19 protein-coding genes and 1 riboswitch are annotated in these 17,035 nt (G+C 37.6%); of the genes, 10 read left to right on the top strand and 9 right to left on the bottom strand.

Annotation, left to right across the window (positions count from 1 at the left end; translation table 11 throughout):
• The first annotated feature begins 33 nt into the window (after positions 1-33).
• A complete protein-coding gene (locus M028_RS33960) occupies positions 34-159 on the top strand; it encodes a hypothetical protein (RefSeq protein WP_269320969.1) in 126 nt (41 codons plus the stop codon).
• A gap of 369 nt (positions 160-528) precedes the next feature.
• Here M028_RS33960 and M028_RS0128525 read toward each other — a convergent pair whose 3' ends face one another.
• Genes M028_RS0128525 through M028_RS0128515 form a run of 3 tightly spaced genes read right to left on the bottom strand, consistent with a single transcriptional unit; the run spans position 529 to position 3,448 of the window.
• A complete protein-coding gene (locus M028_RS0128525; protein ID WP_026576872.1) occupies positions 529-2,328 on the bottom strand; it encodes a DHA2 family efflux MFS transporter permease subunit in 1,800 nt (599 codons plus the stop codon).
• 8 nt (positions 2,329-2,336) lie between these two features.
• A complete protein-coding gene (locus tag M028_RS0128520) occupies positions 2,337-3,002 on the bottom strand; it encodes an HlyD family secretion protein (protein ID WP_026576871.1) in 666 nt (221 codons plus the stop codon).
• 5 nt (positions 3,003-3,007) lie between these two features.
• Positions 3,008-3,448, bottom strand: a complete 441-nt coding sequence (locus tag M028_RS0128515) for a MarR family winged helix-turn-helix transcriptional regulator (protein ID WP_026576870.1) — start codon at positions 3,446-3,448, stop codon at positions 3,008-3,010.
• A 261-nt stretch (positions 3,449-3,709) separates the two neighbouring features.
• Between M028_RS0128515 and M028_RS0128510 the strand changes: the two genes are divergently transcribed.
• Complete coding sequence (locus M028_RS0128510; protein ID WP_155925882.1) at positions 3,710-4,966, top strand: erythromycin esterase family protein; 1,257 nt, start codon at positions 3,710-3,712, stop codon at positions 4,964-4,966.
• 238 nt (positions 4,967-5,204) lie between these two features.
• On the opposite strand, the gene M028_RS0128500 is transcribed toward M028_RS0128510, so the two are convergent.
• A complete protein-coding gene (locus M028_RS0128500) occupies positions 5,205-5,546 on the bottom strand; it encodes a YmaF family protein (RefSeq protein WP_035425021.1) in 342 nt (113 codons plus the stop codon).
• Positions 5,547-5,691: 145 nt separating this feature from the next.
• Here M028_RS0128500 and M028_RS0128495 point away from each other — a divergent pair, with 145 nt between their 5' ends.
• The 3 genes from M028_RS0128495 (at position 5,692) to M028_RS0128485 (ending at position 7,072) form a co-directional block, all read left to right on the top strand.
• Complete coding sequence (locus tag M028_RS0128495; RefSeq protein WP_026576867.1) at positions 5,692-5,895, top strand: DUF1657 domain-containing protein; 204 nt, start codon at positions 5,692-5,694, stop codon at positions 5,893-5,895.
• A gap of 93 nt (positions 5,896-5,988) precedes the next feature.
• Positions 5,989-6,192: a DUF1657 domain-containing protein gene (locus tag M028_RS0128490; protein WP_026576866.1), complete on the top strand. Its 204-nt coding sequence runs from the start codon at positions 5,989-5,991 to the stop codon at positions 6,190-6,192.
• 19 nt (positions 6,193-6,211) lie between these two features.
• Positions 6,212-7,072 (top strand): DUF421 domain-containing protein, encoded by an 861-nt coding sequence (locus tag M028_RS0128485; protein ID WP_026576865.1) that lies wholly within the window; start codon positions 6,212-6,214, stop codon positions 7,070-7,072.
• Between the two features lie 58 nt (positions 7,073-7,130).
• Here M028_RS0128485 and M028_RS0128480 read toward each other — a convergent pair whose 3' ends face one another.
• The gene (locus M028_RS0128480; protein WP_035425019.1) at positions 7,131-7,946 is read right to left on the bottom strand and encodes a YitT family protein; all 816 of its coding nucleotides are present in this window, start codon (positions 7,944-7,946) and stop codon (positions 7,131-7,133) included.
• A gap of 324 nt (positions 7,947-8,270) precedes the next feature.
• A riboswitch (Lysine riboswitch) is annotated at positions 8,271-8,461 on the top strand.
• A gap of 142 nt (positions 8,462-8,603) precedes the next feature.
• Here M028_RS0128480 and M028_RS0128475 point away from each other — a divergent pair.
• Positions 8,604-10,085, top strand: a complete 1,482-nt coding sequence (locus M028_RS0128475) for an amino acid permease (protein WP_026576863.1) — start codon at positions 8,604-8,606, stop codon at positions 10,083-10,085.
• A gap of 173 nt (positions 10,086-10,258) precedes the next feature.
• Entirely contained in the window at positions 10,259-10,432 is a 174-nt protein-coding gene (locus M028_RS33495) for a hypothetical protein (RefSeq protein WP_165976338.1), read from the top strand.
• Positions 10,433-10,495: 63 nt separating this feature from the next.
• Here M028_RS33495 and asnS read toward each other — a convergent pair whose 3' ends face one another.
• Positions 10,496-11,887: an asparagine--tRNA ligase gene (gene asnS / locus M028_RS0128465; RefSeq protein WP_026576862.1), complete on the bottom strand. Its 1,392-nt coding sequence runs from the start codon at positions 11,885-11,887 to the stop codon at positions 10,496-10,498.
• A gap of 238 nt (positions 11,888-12,125) precedes the next feature.
• Between asnS and M028_RS0128460 the strand changes: the two genes are divergently transcribed.
• Positions 12,126-12,356: a hypothetical protein gene (locus tag M028_RS0128460; protein ID WP_026576861.1), complete on the top strand. Its 231-nt coding sequence runs from the start codon at positions 12,126-12,128 to the stop codon at positions 12,354-12,356.
• A 6-nt stretch (positions 12,357-12,362) separates the two neighbouring features.
• Here M028_RS0128460 and M028_RS0128455 read toward each other — a convergent pair whose 3' ends face one another.
• On the bottom strand, positions 12,363-12,836 hold the full coding sequence (locus M028_RS0128455; RefSeq protein ID WP_231510921.1) for a GNAT family N-acetyltransferase: 474 nt from the start codon (positions 12,834-12,836) through the stop codon (positions 12,363-12,365).
• A gap of 142 nt (positions 12,837-12,978) precedes the next feature.
• Here M028_RS0128455 and M028_RS0128450 point away from each other — a divergent pair, with 142 nt between their 5' ends.
• On the top strand, positions 12,979-13,122 hold the full coding sequence (locus M028_RS0128450) for a BA3454 family stress response protein (RefSeq protein ID WP_026576859.1): 144 nt from the start codon (positions 12,979-12,981) through the stop codon (positions 13,120-13,122).
• 42 nt (positions 13,123-13,164) lie between these two features.
• Here the strand turns inward: M028_RS0128450 and helD are convergent, their stop codons facing one another.
• Positions 13,165-15,483, bottom strand: a complete 2,319-nt coding sequence (gene helD, locus M028_RS0128445; RefSeq protein WP_026576858.1) for an RNA polymerase recycling motor HelD — start codon at positions 15,481-15,483, stop codon at positions 13,165-13,167.
• 379 nt (positions 15,484-15,862) lie between these two features.
• On the opposite strand from helD, the gene M028_RS0128440 reads away from it, so the two are divergent.
• Positions 15,863-16,393, top strand: coding sequence for a YceI family protein (locus M028_RS0128440; protein WP_026576857.1), 531 nt, complete (start codon positions 15,863-15,865; stop codon positions 16,391-16,393).
• 438 nt (positions 16,394-16,831) lie between these two features.
• Here M028_RS0128440 and M028_RS33785 read toward each other — a convergent pair.
• Positions 16,832-17,035 (bottom strand): hypothetical protein (locus tag M028_RS33785; protein ID WP_026574275.1); only part of this gene is annotated, 204 nt, incomplete at its 5' end.

Below are 17,035 nucleotides of genomic sequence, written 5' to 3'. Positions count from 1 at the left end.
CTTAAAGGTTATAACATCTTAGGGGACCCAACCATGACATCCGCCAATTTGGTCATTCATTCCCCTTCCTATTTACCGGAAGGTTTGAACCATCAGCCGATGTGTGTTTGTTCCGTTGAAGGAATTAATTCTCATGTTAAATGGAATTCAAATTCCTAAAAAGAAACAATTTTTTGGTGTGTTACCGATTTATTAGACTCATTTTCCTCCCATTTGGTATGGTCTCATGGCAATGAAAAACTTGATTGGAAGAAGGTTAAGATAATTAATTTCGCATCCTTTTCCAATTTATTTTTTTCATCGCTCCTCCTATCCAAATATTGGTACAGATTACCTACTACTCGTTCACAAACGGAACGAACACGTATGGTTGAGTCTCCTAAGATGTTAATTTGTTTTATTAACCTCTACACCTATAGTATAGCACCGAAAAATGAGAATTCACCGTTTACCTGTGACGAAAATGTGAAATATTTGGAAATAATTCTATAAAAATAAAGGGCTAAGCAGATGCTGAGCCCTTTTCTATTATTGTTCCTTTATACGTGCGCGTTTAATAAAGAAAGCGAGAACCAATGCAACTGCTGCAATAACCGTTGCAACAACGAATGAATCATTGATTCCATCAATGGTTGCCTGTTTCATGGTTTGCCCATAAATCATATACAAACTCAGTTGGTTACCAGCACCTGCAGGTACATGTGCAAGCGCCGCAATACCTTGACCAATTTGGGATACTTTTCCTGCGATAAATGGGTTGGTACTTGTAATCAGGTTTGAATAGTCTCCCATATGGGCTTCTTGTCTAGTCGACATAACTGTAACAAGAAACGCTGTTCCAATACTTCCGGCAACCTGTCGAGCTGTATTAGAGGCAGCAGTACCATGGGCGCCAAGATGACGTGGTAATTGGTTTAATCCTTCTGTCATAACCGTCATCATTAAAAAGGACATTCCAAACATCCTCATTACATATAGGAATAAAATATGAGAATAACTAGTCGTCATGCTTAGGCTAGAAAATTGCCAAGTTGTAATAACTGTTATCGTTAACCCGACAACGGCTAACCATCTGGCTCCAATTTTATCAAATAATGCACCGGATATGGGTGACATTATGCCCATCACAATTGCTCCTGGCAGTAACAGAAGGCCCGATTCTAGTGCAGTAAATCCACGAATATTTTGCAGATAGATTGGCAGCAAGATCATTGCGCCAAACATCGCCATATTAATAATCATACTGATAATTGTCGTTAATGCGAAAATATCATATTTAAAGACGCGCAGTTCTAACATCGGATGATCAGTTGTTAGCTCACGAATGACAAAGGCGATTAATGTAATGATTCCAATGACAAGCGAGATCACTACTGTTCCACTCGACCACCCTTTACTTCCGGCTTCACTAAAACCATAAAGGAGGAAACCAAATCCCAATGTGGAGAATAATACACCTGGGAGATCAAACTTTGGATTGGTGATTTTCGTTACATCCCTCATCCAAATAAAGCTTAAGATTAAATCAATAATACCAATTGGAATAACAATATCAAACAATAATCTCCAAGAATAATGTTCAATCAGCCACCCTGATAAAGTTGGACCAATGGCTGGGGCAAACAGCATAACAATTCCCATCATCCCCATCGCCATTCCCCGTTTTTCCGGTGGAAAAATAGCAAAGAAAACAGTCATCAACAGAGGCATAATGATACCTGCACCGGATGCTTGCACAATCCTGCCGATCATAAGAAAGCTAAAATTTGTTGAAAACGAACATATAAATGACCCGATTGTAAAAAGCATAATCGCGGTAATAAATAATCTTCTTGTACCAAACTTTTCTATTAAATAGGCAGTGATTGGGATACAAATACCGTTCACAAGCATATAGCCAGTGGATAACCATTGAACTGTTGTTGCGGAAACATTTAAATCCGACATGATATGTGGGATAGCAACATTAAGCAAGGTCTGGTTCAAAATCGCGACGAATGCCCCCAACATCAAAGCTGTAAGAATTTTTCCTTTTCCTATTTCTTTTTTCGCTTCTTTCACCCTTGATAATGTTGGTGACTCCTCTTCCTCAATCGGTTCTACATTTGCTTCAACATATTCCAATGCTGGCTCTGTTATCGCAGATACCTTCAATAAATCCTCTACTTCTTCTTCCATGTTCCTTTTGTGATTCTTTTCCTGAACATCAGGGGTTGAATCCTTTACAGAACGATTCTTGGGTTTTCTGCCTTTTTTCATAAACATAAAATTAAACAGTAATAGCACCAATATGCTTAAAATGACATAAACCGTGATATATATTGACATCGAATCACCTACTTATGAATTCTCACGGTCACGTTCATACCAGGGACAATCTGAAGTCCTTTGTTATCATCAATTGAAATTTTAACAGGAATTACTTGTGTTACTTTTGTATAGTTACCTGTACTGTTGGAACTTGGCAGAAGAGAAAAAGTACCTGATGTTGCAAGGCCAATTTTCTCCACTGTTCCTTTTAATGTTGAATTAGGAAAAGCATCTACATAAATATCAACATCTTGCCCTTCAGCTATTGCATCAATTGAAGTTTCCTCAATATTAGCAGTTACCCATAACTTATCAAGATCATATACCTGAGCAAGCGGGGTACCAGCAGCTACAAAGGAATTTTTCACAGCATTGGTTTGTACAATTGTGCCACTAGTCGGAAGAGTTATATTAATGGAAGTTGGTGCTGCAGCTGCCCCCGCCCCCGTTCCAGCAGCTAGAATGGTTCCAATTTTTTGATTCTTGGAAAAATGATCGCCTACATTTCCGGTCCAATCTGTTAATTTCCCATTAGCCGGTGCAGCAACTGTCACCTGCTGCCCTGCAATTTGAGCATTGTCAGTAGATAAATAATTTACTGTTTTGTTGTAGTAGGAATAGGCTGCAAAACCCCCTCCGACTAAAATAAGTAATATCAAAATGTTTACTAAAATCAGCCGTTTAGTGTTCATATAAATTAATCCTCCTCAATTGAAAGCTTCGTTAGAATAAGCCTGTGTAAACTTAATAAATGTTCAATCTCCTCTTTTGGTAAATCCATCACATCATTTAATTTTTTTCTTAGGATAGATTCAGAAGAATAAACTTGATCTAACAGCTCTTTTCCAGCTTGGGTTAAATGAATCGAAACCGCTCTGCGATTTTCAGGCGGAACAATCCGCTCAACCAAACCACTTTGAACTAATCGATCAATAACCCCACTGACAGTGCTGTTCGTTAACCTTAATTTATCGGCTAGGTCACCCAAGCCAATCTTAGGGTTTGAAGAAATTCTATAAAGGGCCTTCAGTTGAACGACCGTGATTCCCATCCGGTCTGCTTCAGTTTTAATAAGCCGATAAATGGCCTTGTTTATTTCCGAAAATGACTCAACAATTACATTGTTTAATTCGTACATTACTTCCTCCTTTGCCTCGATAATCTAAGGTTTCTAAATCGAATATTTCGAATACGAATTGATTTATCACAAGATAGAATTATATATAGATACCCTTTAGTATGTCAACAACAAAATATTTCACTCTTACGTACAGTAAATACTGATTTTAACATAATAACTTCCTCTTTTTCCCAATGGAAATGAAGGCGTCTTTTTCTTTAGGTTTAAATAGACAAGGGAACATTATTAAAGACCTTCATTGAGTCTAAAATGAAAGGAATGGATAGAATGCAGGAATCCATTAAAAAACATGCCAAGCAGTTTTCTTCCATTAATGATTTAGATCCACTTATCCAGCAAATTGGGGAAGCAAAATATGTGCTCTTAGGGGAGTCATCACATGGAACTTCCGAATTTTATACACTTCGTGCTGAATTAACAAAAAAATTAATTACGGAAAAAGGATTTTCGATAATCGCGGTTGAAGGAGATTGGCCGGCTTGTCAAAATATCAATCGCTATATAAAAGGATACGGCCAACCAAAACAGAATGTTAAGGAAGTATTAGAGGCATTTGAACGATGGCCAACCTGGATGTGGGCAAATCATGAAATGATCGGCCTCATCGAATGGTTAAAAGATTATAATCAACAAAGTAATCAAAATGTTGGTTTTTACGGCATCGATGTCTACAGTTTATGGGAAAGTTTGGATGAAATTATCCATTACCTTGAAAAAACTCAATCACCAGAACTTGAAACAGCTAGAAAAGCTTTTTCCTGTTTCGAAACGTATAATCGTAATCATGAATCTTATGCTGTGTCAGCTGGTTATTTATCAGAAAACTGCACCAATGAAGCACTCCAATTATTATCATCCATTCAAAAAAATAAATGGCAATACCAGGATGACTTCGAGGGAAGCCTGAACATGGAAGTGAACGCACTTGTTACGGCCCATGCGGAAGAATATTATCGCATTATGGTGCGAAGTGATTCAGAGTCCTGGAATATTAGAGATCGTCACATGGCTGAAGCGATTGAAGCGATTATCAACTATTATGGTGACGATGCAAAGATCATTATCTGGGAGCATAACACACATGTTGGCGATGCCCGGGCAACCGACATGAAGGAAGATGGGATGGTCAATGTTGGACAATTGCTCCGAGAGAGGCATCCAGAAAAGGATGTTTACATCGTGGGCTTCGGTACCTATAGCGGTACTGTCATTGCTTCTAGGGATTGGGGCTTGAATTTTCAAATTACGGAGGTGCCTCCTGCTCAATATGGAAGTTGGGAGTATCTTATGCATTTGAGTGGAGAATTTAATCAGTTTCTTTTGTTTACAGATGAAAATCGCTATGAATTCGACAATACCATTGGTCATCGGGCAATTGGTGTTGTCTATCAGCCGGAATATGAGCATTTTGGAAATTATGTTCCTTCTCAAATGGGTGAGCGCTATGATGCGTTCCTATTTGTAGACCAAACCACTGCTCTAAATCCCCTTGTTTTGGAAAAAATCATTTTTTAAACCTTAAGCTCTGTTAAACTTTGTTGTTGATTTCCGCTCCAGGATGCTCGCTTTCCGCGGGGCGAGCGGTGAGCCTCCTCAGCGCTTAAGCGCCTGTGGGGTCTCACCTGTCCCGCTACTCCCGCAGGAGTCTCGCACCTTCCGCTCCAATCAACGTTTTTCAAAATCACCATTGTCCTTTAACACAGCCTATTCATAAAGGTCCCCCTTCTATGGAAGAGAGACCTTTTTGTTTCCGTTATTTTGACCCTGGGGCGGGGTGATCGACGCCCTTTACATGATGGCTATGACCACTATCCTCTGTAGTATGAAAATCATAATAATGAACATGCATACCGTTACCGACAGAAATAGCTGGACCTGAATAGGCCTTATAATAATGGGTATGTCCATCCTCAAATAGTACATACCCTTCTGTATAATGAATATGACTTCCATCCTGGGTTTGAATTGGGGGCGATGTTACATCTAGGCACTGATGGACATGGTTTGAACTTACACCTGTATAATCAACAGAACCATGATTATGATGGGGAACAAAACCTGGTACAAAATCATCTTTTCCTATTTTATCTCTCACACTCTTCCCTCCAAGTTTAAAAATTCATACTGCTTAACTATATGCGCGAAATTTTAAAAAAAGAAAACAAAAATGTACATAGGCTCATGTGTAAGTTCACATACTACTTTTGTAATTGAATTCATTGAAAAAGAGGGATTATTAAATGACAGTAGGAACACAAGTAAAGCAAGCCTTAGCTAGTTTAAAAAGTGCCCAAGCAAGTTTTGAAACCTTCGCATTAGCCACTGATAACCAGAATGCAAAACAGCTTTATCAACAAGCTGCCCAGCAGACTCAATCAGTGTTAGATAGCTTAGAACCACGCCTTCAAGAAATTCAGGCCGAAGAGCCACAATATAATCAATAATAAGCAAATAGGTTGGCGTTTTTGCCAACCCCTTTTTCATTTCTATCGTGAATCTCATTACATAGTAAGTCCTTCAAGAAAGGAAGATGCATTGTGACCGTTGCTTCTAATGTAAAGACAACACTTGCAACGATTAAAGATATTGAGGCACAGTTATCGTCTCTGGCTCTCAACTCACTTGATGAGGAAGCGAAAAGAGTTTTTCATGAGACTGCCCTTACATTTGAACAGGTAAAAAAGGACATTCAGACAAGAGTATATGAACTTGAACGTCAAGAACCGCAATACAAAGGATAATGGATTGAGGTGAGAAAAGATGCCTGGATGGGTTTTAATAATTGCTCGATCACTAATCTTCTTATTATTAGTATTTCTAACCACTAAACTTCTTGGAAAAAAACAAATCTCCGAACTTAACTTCTTTGAGTATGTTGCAGGCATTACTATAGGCAGTATTGCTGGTGAAGTAGTGACTGGACTTGAAAGTAATGCATATCATGGGGCGTTGGCCATCATCGTGTTTGGTCTGGTTACTTTCATGGCTGACTTCCTTTCATTAAAAAGCAAAAAGTTCCGTGATGTTATGGATGGTAGAGGAGCTGTAGTAATTAAGGATGGAAAAGTTTTGGAAGAAAATTTAAAGAAGGAAAAATACACGATTGATGAATTATCCGCCCTGCTTAGGCAGAAGGACATTTTTAGAATCGCTGATGTTGAGTTTGCTGTCCTAGAACCTAAAGGGAATTTGAGTGCCATGTTGAAGAAAGAGAATCGACCTCTCACTCCAAAAGATTTGCAAATGAAAACCGCAAATGAAAAAGAGCCCCAAACCGTAATTATGGACGGAAAAATTTTAGATGAAGCACTTCGTTCATCAGGAAAAAGCCGTGGCTGGCTTACTACAGAATTAGAAAAACTCGGGGTTACGCTTGATAATGTTTTTATCGGACAGGTGGATTCATACGGGGAATTAACCATCGATATTTATGATGACAAATTACAAGTACCTTCCCCGCAGCAGCGGCCGCTCTTAATGGCGATGCTGAAAAAAACCCATGCAGACTTGGAGTTATTTTCACTTTCCACCAACTGTGAGGAATCAAAGGACATGTATATGAAAAATGCAGCCATTGTCCAAAATTCAATCGATCAGTTAGAACCATACTTGAATGGTTAAAAAGAAAGGGGCTGTTCAAAAAGTCAGTTAACTGACCTTTGGGAGCCCCTTTTGTGTACTAATTTGGACTGGGTCGATGAAACAGTCCCATTACTTCAATTGTTTCGGTAATATTAACGAATGCTGAGGTATCCACCTCAGAGATGAGATTCTTAACATCATTTAATTCATACCTGGAAATAACCGTGACTAAAATATTTCTTTTGTTATTAGAGTAACCGCCTACTCCATCCATTATGGTTAAACCTCTGTATAAATTAGACAGCAGATGTTTCCGCATTTCTTCGCCTTTTTCAGTAATTATCATAATAGTAAGCTTGGCATGGTCCGTATAAATGGCATCGACCACTTTACCGGTAACAAAAATGGAGACCAATGTATTGAGAGCAGAATCCCAATTAAATAAAAATCCACTGATGATTATGACTACACCGTTCATCCCGGATAGAAGGGCACCAATTGGAAAATCCATTTTTCTTGCTAGAATCATGCTAATGATATCAAAACCGCCTGTTGATCCAGAGCTGCGAAATACCATCCCGACCCCAAGTCCCGTAATCGCTCCTCCAAATATAGAAGAAAGTATTTTATCTTGCGCGATGGCATGAACAGGAATGATATAAAGACCAATCGAAATAATGATTACGGATAGGATTGAATTAATAATTAATCTTCGTCCGAGCATTTTATATCCAATAATTAATAACGGAAGATTCAAAAGAAAGTTTGCAAATCCCGTATTTAATGGGGTAATCATCCCTAGAATCATGGAAATTCCGCTCATTCCTCCACTTAAGACTTGATGAGGAATTAAGAAAAGATTAAATCCAAAAGCAACAATGAGAGAACCGAAAACTATTCCAAGATATTGCAAGAAAGTGCCCCTCCTACTATCTATTCTTTTCAAATATCATACCGATTCTCGGTCCCCAAGTAAATTTAATAGTTTTTTACAATAATATACAATTATCAGATAAATTTAAATTTTCTTTTATTAATCTTTTCGGATATTTTACCAATATTATTGAAAAAAACCTTATAAAATTGAATTTTTATGTAGGATATATACTATTTATTCAGTGTTATATTTTCCCTTATTTTGATGAAAATTATTCTTTAAGAAAAACAATTGACAATTTTTTAATATTATTTATACTTTATTAATATATTAACTTGAATATTTAAATCCTCATCAAACCGATGAGGTAGAGGTCGCGGTTTTTATTAGTAAAGCGGACGAGATGAAAGAGACATCGTTAACTTCGTTTGAAAGGAAAAGCTGCCGAAGCATATTTTTTCTCTTATAAAAGTATGCTGGGGCTGTCTCCAAATAGGAACAGAACTGTCATGATTAGCCCTACCAGCTAATCGTGTTGAGCTATCTTTCGGAAGGTATGATGCGGGGTATTGATATGCCACCTGAATCTACTTCGGTGGCATTTTTTATTCCAAACTCCTTCCTATTAGAAAAGCTGTAGCACCTTTTTTTAGGTGCTGTAACTAGACAGCAAAGAAAAGGAGTAAAGATAATATGCAAACTGCACGTGTATCAAAAGAAAATTCAAGTGCTGATGTTCTAATTTCGAACAAAGAAAAAACAGGATTAAAGCGCAGCTTAAAAGCCCGTCACCTTACAATGATCTCACTCGGGGGGACAATCGGGACAGGTTTATTCCTTGCAAGCGGCGGCGCAATCGCTACTGCCGGACCTGGTGGTGCGATTCTTTCCTATCTAATCATTGGGATTATGGTTTACTTTTTAATGACAAGCTTAGCCGAAATGGGCTCCTATATGCCGGTTGCTGGAAGCTTTAGTACGTATGCAAGCAAATTTGTTGACCCTTCCTTGGGATTCGCTCTTGGGTGGAATTATTGGTATAACTGGGCCATCACCATTGCTGCAGAATTAGCCGCTGTTACAATGATCATGAAATTTTGGTTTCCGCACACCCCATCTATTTTGTGGAGTGCCATCTTTTTAGCCATTATGTTTCTACTAAACTTTATTTCAGTTAAAGGCTTTGGTGAAGCGGAATATTGGTTCTCCTTAATTAAAGTTGTCACTGTTATCATCTTTATTATTACTGGAATATTAATGATATCTGGTATTATGGGCGGACATGTTATCGGTTTCAAGAATTTCACTGTTGGGGATGCCCCGTTCCATGGTGGTTTCATGACCATGCTTGGAATCTTTATGGCAGCAGGATTCTCCTTCCAAGGAACTGAGCTTCTTGGTGTGGCAGCCGGTGAAACAGACAATCCAGAAAAAGCAATTCCTCGTGCTGTTCGTCAAGTTTTCTGGCGCATTCTATTATTCTATGTTTTAGCTATTTTAGTAATTGGTTTATTGATTCCATACACGAACGGTAATTTAGCAAACAGTGATGTAACAGTCAGTCCGTTTACACTTGTATTCCAAAAAGCAGGGATTGCCTTTGCTGCATCTGTCATGAATGCTGTTATTTTAACTGCGGTATTGTCAGCAGGAAATTCAGGGATGTATGCCTCAACTCGTATGCTTTGGGATTTAGCTCGTCAGGGTAAAGCCCCAAAATTCCTTGGCAAATTAAATAAAAATGGTGTACCTGTTAATGCGTTAATCGTTACTACTTTAGTCGGTACTGTTGCATTTCTTGCTTCCCTCTTCGGTGACGGAACTGTATATATTTGGTTATTGAATGCTTCAGGTATGTCAGGTTTCATCGCTTGGTTGGGAATTGCGATTTGCCATTACCGATTCCGCAGAGCCTATGTTGCACAAGGCAAGGACTTAAGCAAACTTCCATATAAATCTAAGCTTTTCCCATTTGGTCCAATCTTTGCCTTTGTTGTGTGCGGATTCGTCGTTTTAGGTCAAAACTACTCCGCATTTACCGGAGACCATATCGATTGGAATGGTGTATTCGTCTCCTATATCGGATTGCCATTGTTTATCATCTTATGGTTAGGATATAAATTTACAAAGAAGACGAAATTAATTCCTTTAGATAAATGTGATTTAAATAACTAATTAGAATAGCACGCCTCGGCGTGCTATTTTTTTATTCTATCAGCGAATAATAGGAAGGGATTCGGTAGGATAGGAATACTTTTCCAAAAAATAAAAAAGTTCCTCTCCTATAACAAGGAGTATTTTTTCATACTATAGTATAATGGAGATAGAATATTAAATGGGGTGTTAATTTGGGTAGTTCAAATAACCGCTATAATAGTGGAGAGATTGTATATATTAAGGGAACGGAAGAGATGGTTACGATTTTGAAATGGCAATATGTAAAAAACATGAAAAGATATTCTTATGTTGTTAAAGAGCATCCGTCCACTTTTTTCTTCGAAGAGGAGTTACACCGTCCATAATTCCTCGCTACTCAAGTCAAAAAAAGAAGACCATTCCGGCCTTCTTTTTATTTTTGTTTTTAATTAAAAATCTGCGTTTCCTGTTGTTCTTGGGAATGGAATAACGTCTCTAATATTCGACATGCCTGTTAAGTACATGATTAACCGTTCGAAACCTAGACCATATCCGGAGTGCTTTGTACCGCCGTACTTTCTTAGCTCCAAATACCACCAATAATCTTCCTCACTCATTCCAAGTTCTTTGATTTTTGAGGCAAGAATCTCTTCGCGCTCCTCACGCTGACTGCCTCCGATTAGTTCGCCGATACCAGGTACAAGTAAATCGGTCGCAGCGACTGTCTTGTCGTCTTCGTTTAATCTCATATAGAAAGCTTTGATTTCTTTCGGATAATCCGTAACAAATACTGGCTTCTGGTAGACTTTTTCACATAGGTAGCGTTCATGCTCGGTTTGTAAATCTAGTCCCCACTCAACAGGATAAGCAAACTGCTCTCCGGATTTTTGTAAAAGTTCAATTGCCTCTGTATAGGTTACACGGCCAAAATCTGCCTTATGGGCGTTATTCAGGCGATCTAACAAGCCTTTTTCAATAAAGCTGTTAAAGAAGTTCATCTCTTCAGGTGCCTGTTCAAGAACATAACCAATCACATATTTGACCATTTCCTCAGCAAGATCCATAATGTCTGGAAGCTCTGCAAAAGCAACCTCTGGCTCAATCATCCAGAATTCAGCTGCATGCCTTGCCGTATTGGAATTCTCTGCCCTAAATGTCGGACCAAAGGTATATACATTTCGGAATGCCAACGCAAAGGCTTCACCGGATAACTGACCGCTAACCGTAAGATTTGTTTCTTTTCCAAAGAAATCCATCGTGTTATCAACTTTTCCTTCTTCATTTTTCGGAAGGTTGTCCATATCCAAGTTGGTCACTCTGAACATTTCACCAGCACCTTCCGTATCACTGCCTGTGATGATTGGCGAATGAACATACACGAAGCCTTTTTCTTGGAAAAATTGATGGATCGCATAAGATGCTAGCGAGCGTATACGGAAAACTGCTGAAAATGTATTTGTTCTTGGCCGTAAATGAGCAATCGTTCTTAAATACTCAAATGAGTGCTTTTTCTTTTGTAATGGGTAATCTGCATTCGAAGTACCTTCTATGGAAATTTCAGTTGCTTTAATTTCAAAAGGCTGCTTCGCTTGAGGCGTATGAATAAAATCACCGACAACCTTAATCGATGAGCTGATTGGGAGCTTAGCGATTTCTTTAAAATTATCCAATTGTTCGTCAAAAACAATTTGAACCCCTTTAAAAAAGCTTCCATCATTTATTTCAATAAAACCAAAAGTTTTGGAATCACGAATGGTACGAATCCAACCCGATAATTGAACTTTTTGATCAATATAATTTTCTGTATTTCTGTACAAATCCTTAATTAAGGAATTTTTCATTACAATAGACCTCCTAAAGCATTTAAATATGTAAAAAACCTCTCACCCCAAGCGGGATGAAAGGTAAATCCACGACAAAAAGTTTTTCTTTTATCCCTTTAACATTATATAAAAAAACCGCTCTAAAAAACAACCTTGGACCATTTTTTGCGATTTTTCTGGAAATTTGCAGGAGTTTTTTAAATGATAGTCGAATTAGTATAGAATTATTCGATTCTTGATATGAGGAGTGGTTCTTGTGGATAAAGTTACATGTATTGCTTTCCTTATTTATGAATCTTCAAACAGTCAAGACATCAAAGAAAAAGCCATCCAATTACTGAATGGCGATGTATCACTGCGGGAATTAAAAAAAGATGCTCAGGTTCAACATTATCTTGTCATTGCAGAATCTTTATTAAAGAAGAATAAAATAGACAAAATCCACGTACAGCGTTTTGCAGAGGAATTTATGGTTCTCGAGGTATAGCGTCGTCTAGTTTTGTTCTAACTGCTTTTCATAACATGAAATCTCAATTTCTTTTTTCCATAGTGCTTTTTTAAAATATTTAAATCCCAATGATTCCCAAAAAGAGTGTGCCTTGTGATTATCTTTTATCACACCAATTCGAATACATATTAATCCTCGATCTAACATTTCATTTTCGTATATTTCATACGCCTGAACACCAAAGCCATATCCTTGATAATCTTTGTGAATGATTAATAGTCCTAACCAAGGAGTCTGATCTTTTGGATTTTCCAGCAAGTAATCAATGATCCCGATATAGGTGTCATCTAATTTAATAAACACACTAGTTGATTGTGGATTTAGAAATTCTTTTTCCATATCGTCAATCGTTCTAGTGAGTTTGCCGTTTTCAAGTTGATTATACTCTGGATTTGAGTTGATAATCTCTAGAGCAATATAAAGTGTATCTTGGGTAATTTCTTCAAAATACATGGACATAATCCTGCCTCCGAACCTATATACTTTAACAATCATTATAACAAATCTGTCAAAAACAATTCGAAATCTGAAGTCATAAAATTGAATGATTGGCATAAAATGAATCGTTTTGAATTTGATCGTATAAAGAAAGGTGATTTTAATGATGCAAGTAAATATCACGGTAACCTACCAAGGAAAAAACTATTTAACGAATGTGATTACAAACCGGAATACGTCAGAAGAAGAAATTTTTCGATTAGCATATCAACAAGTGCAAAAACAATACGAAAGAAAAAATTTATAATAAAGAAGAAGCTGTATGATCAATGATCATACAGCTTTTTTGTTAGTCAAAAACATAGGCAGTTTGCGGTACATTTTCCATTAACGGACTAATCCCATCCGATGTTAGCAGATGCAGTTCATGCATCGCCCTAGTACAAACCGTATAAAATAGTTTTCGTTCCTGTTCATCCTTATACTGTGAGCTATCGTAGAGAATGACAGCGTCAAATTCAATTCCTTTTGCCAAATAGGATGGGATAACAAGAATCCCTTTCTCATACGATATCGTCCCTTTTTCAATTAAATGAAGAGGAATTCTGCCCTTCAATACCTCATAGGCTGCCTTACTTTCCTTTTCTGTTCTGCAAATAACCGCAATCGTCCGATGCCCTTCACCTTGCATTTCCTTAATTTTATTTAAGATCACTTCATCAATCTGATCTTTTTCAACTTTCTTGACCGCTGGTTTCTTCCCTGTCCGGTTAAAGGGTTCAATTTGTTCCCCACCTTCAATCAAAGCACGAGTAAACTCAACAATTTCCTTAGTCGAACGATAGGTTTTTGTCAAAACAATCCTTTCAACCTTATCACTGCTGATTTCAAGGTCGGTCAAAACCGTATCAGAACCGGTTACACCGGAGAAAATTGCTTGATTAAAATCACCTAATAAGGTCATTTTACTAAATGGAAATAACATCTGAAGGAAAGCAAATTGAAATGGTGAATAGTCCTGTGCTTCATCTATAAAAATATGCCGAATCGAAGTATTGGAAGTACGCCCCTCAATTAGATCCTGCAAATAAACAAATGGGGTGGCATCTTCGTATGCAATCTCCAGCTTTTTTAATTTTTGAAGAGTTTGTGCACAAATTTGAGGCCAATCTTCAGGAAAAGCCCCCTCCTTATTCTCTTCAAAAAGCTGCTCGTATATTGCCGGCATATCCACAAACTTCAATCTTTTGACTTTCGCAAAAATTGGTTTAAACTTTTCTTTTACAACCATTTCCGCAAGCAGCTTTTGCTCACTGTCAAAATCATCAAAGCTGTTATGCGTGAACCGGTTCTTTTCTTGCAATTTTTTATATACATCCAGATAATCTTCTTTTTCTAGAAATTGCGTTTCTTCCTCGACCCAGCTCTTTGTGCGCTCCTTTCTCACCCTTCTCTTTAATTCTCTTAATAACCATTCCTTTACCAACTGCATTCGGTTCGGAATCGAGTAAGATGCATCTAAAGAATAAAAGTAATCATGAATCGTTTCTTTTGAAAAAAGCACCTCTCCTCTGAAGGTTAGATCCCTAAAAATTAAACCTTGTTTAGACAAGTTCAAAGCATATAAATCCATAACATCTTTAAAAGCTAAACTAGCCTTGTAGCGAATGCCTTCAACCCGTGTTAGATATTCCTGCCCTTCTTGCCCATTTAACAAATATTCCATTTGAGAAAAAGGGTCTTCGACCTCAAATTCTTTTCCAAGGCGGTGGTTCAGGTACTCCTGAAAAGTAACCTGTTGCATATTTTCTTCCCCTAATTCAGGGAGGACGGTGGCTACATAGCTATTAAATAAGGGATTCGGGGAAAACAGCATAATATTTTCCGACTTCAATGTTCCACGGTAACGATAAAGCAAATAAGCAACTCTTTGTAAGGCTGCGGATGTTTTTCCACTTCCAGCCACTCCCTGAACAATCAGTAGATTGCTTCGCTCATCGCGGATAATCTGATTTTGTTCCCTTTGAATGGTTGCGACGATACTTTTCATTTGTGTGCTGGCATTATTCCCTAGCACTTCTTGAAGCATTTCATCACCAATGGTAACCCCGGTATCAAACATCCCTTTAATTTCGGATGCCCGAATAATAAATTGACGCTTTAATTTCATTTCCCCTTTAATAGTTCCTTCAAGCGTTTCATATTCAGCCGGACCCGGAGGATAATCATAATAAAGACTTGATATAGGGGCGCGCCAATCATAAATTAAAAAGTTCTCATCTTGCTCATCCATGAGTGAGGCAATTCCAAGATATACTTGATCAGCGGACTTTTCCCCGTTCTCCCAAAAATCAATTCGACCAAAGTAGGGCGAATATTTTAATCTTGCTAAAGTGTTTAGCTGCTTATCAATCTGTTTATGTGTCCGCTCCCGTTCTGAAAGTAATTCAGCCTGCTGCTTAATACTTGCGGCAGTCTCAATAACGTCATCCGGTTCATCCATATTGACCGTTACATCTTCCCAGAAAGTTTTTCGTAACTCGAGAACATCAGAGCTGACATTACCGGCACCTTGCTTGAATTTTTTTGTCTTTTTGTCAATTTCCCTTACAACGAAATCAACACGATCCTGTTCTTTTCGCCAGTCTAAGTTTTGTAAATCGCTCATCGAACCACTCTCCAGAAAAAATTTGGCCTTTTTTTTGACAATCATCAAAAAATGTGATAATGTTATTATAGGATATTTATATATAGATTTCAAAATCACCGATTAGACCAATATTAATTTTAACATGCCTATTTTTAACATTCAACCAATATTTCAAACTCAAAACGCCAATTTGGCGTTTTTTTTATGCCATTTTTAGTATTTGTTTTCTGCCTTCATTCATTCCTTCCCCCTTGTTATTCCTTTTAATAAATAAATCGAAAAAATTTTACGAAAATTGATTGACAATATACATGGATTCAACATATAATTTACCTTGAATTAAGTTATTTTTATTTCGAGATAAATGATTTCAAAACAAAACTGGAGGAGAAATAACATGACAAAAACAAAATGGGCTCTTGATACTGCACATAGCAGTGTAGATTTTTCTGTTCGCCATATGATGATTGCAAACGTGAAAGGTACTTTCAATAATTTCAGTGCAACGATCGACGCTGATCCAACTGATTTAACAACAGCAGCAATCGAATTCTCAATTGAAACTGCAAGTGTAGATACACGCAATAAAGATCGTGACGGTCACTTGGTTTCTGCAGATTTCTTTGACGCAGAAAATCATCCAAACATGACTTTCCGTGCTACAAAAATTGAAAAAACAGATGAAGGTGAATACAACCTTACTGGTGATTTAACATTACGTGGCGTAACTAAACAAGAAACTTTCGCTGTTACGTTTGAAGGTCAAGGAAAAGATCCATGGGGAAATGAAAAAGTTGGTTTCAGTGCACAAGGTACCATTAACCGTTCTGACTACGGTTTAGTTTGGAACGCAGCACTAGAAACTGGCGGCGTGCTTGTAGGCGATAAAGTAAAAATCAACTTACAAATCCAAGCTGCAAAAGCTTAATAATATAGCAAATTGGGGCAGATTCTTTGAGAATCTGCCCTTTTTTCAATTTGGTTGTTGATTTCCGCAGAAGGTCCACACTTATCAGTTGGGGAATCAGGATATGCACCCGAGCCGATAAATAGACGGAAAAAATTCGCTTATTTAGTATTTATTATTAAAAAAGACGAAAATAGACGGAGAAATTTGCCTATTGACTCGAAAAACTCAAAAATGGCAGATTTTGCTTTGCATAATCGGAAAATCTTCCCTTATTTACCCCGAAATGGGCACCATTCTGCATTTAACCGAAAAATCGAGACTGTCGATTAAGTTGTAGTTTATTCCACTTCTAAACCTTATTTCACATACTTTGTGAATTTTATTGGATTTTTTCACAAACTTTCATTGTTTTTTTGTATTTTCCCTTCCTAAGGCCCTCTATTTATCCTGATTTCCCTAATTTGGGCAGACGGGGGCCTTTACCCGATTTTCGCATTTTTTGAAACGATAAAAGGGCTTGATAGGTTCGGTTAATTCCTTTACCATAATTTTCAAATTGATAACCATGGCCGTCAATTTGGACGTGATCCTTAATGATTCCCTCCCTCTTGTTCTTGGTTTCCTGAGTCCATGATGGTTGGCAGCTTCATGATTCGTTCT

This window comes from Bacillus sp. UNC438CL73TsuS30 (genome assembly GCF_000482325.1).
In the GTDB taxonomy this organism is placed as follows: domain Bacteria; phylum Bacillota; class Bacilli; order Bacillales; family Cytobacillaceae; genus Neobacillus.
The sequence above is the reverse complement of the archived record's forward strand: the minus strand, read 5'-3'. Positions and strand labels throughout refer to the sequence as shown.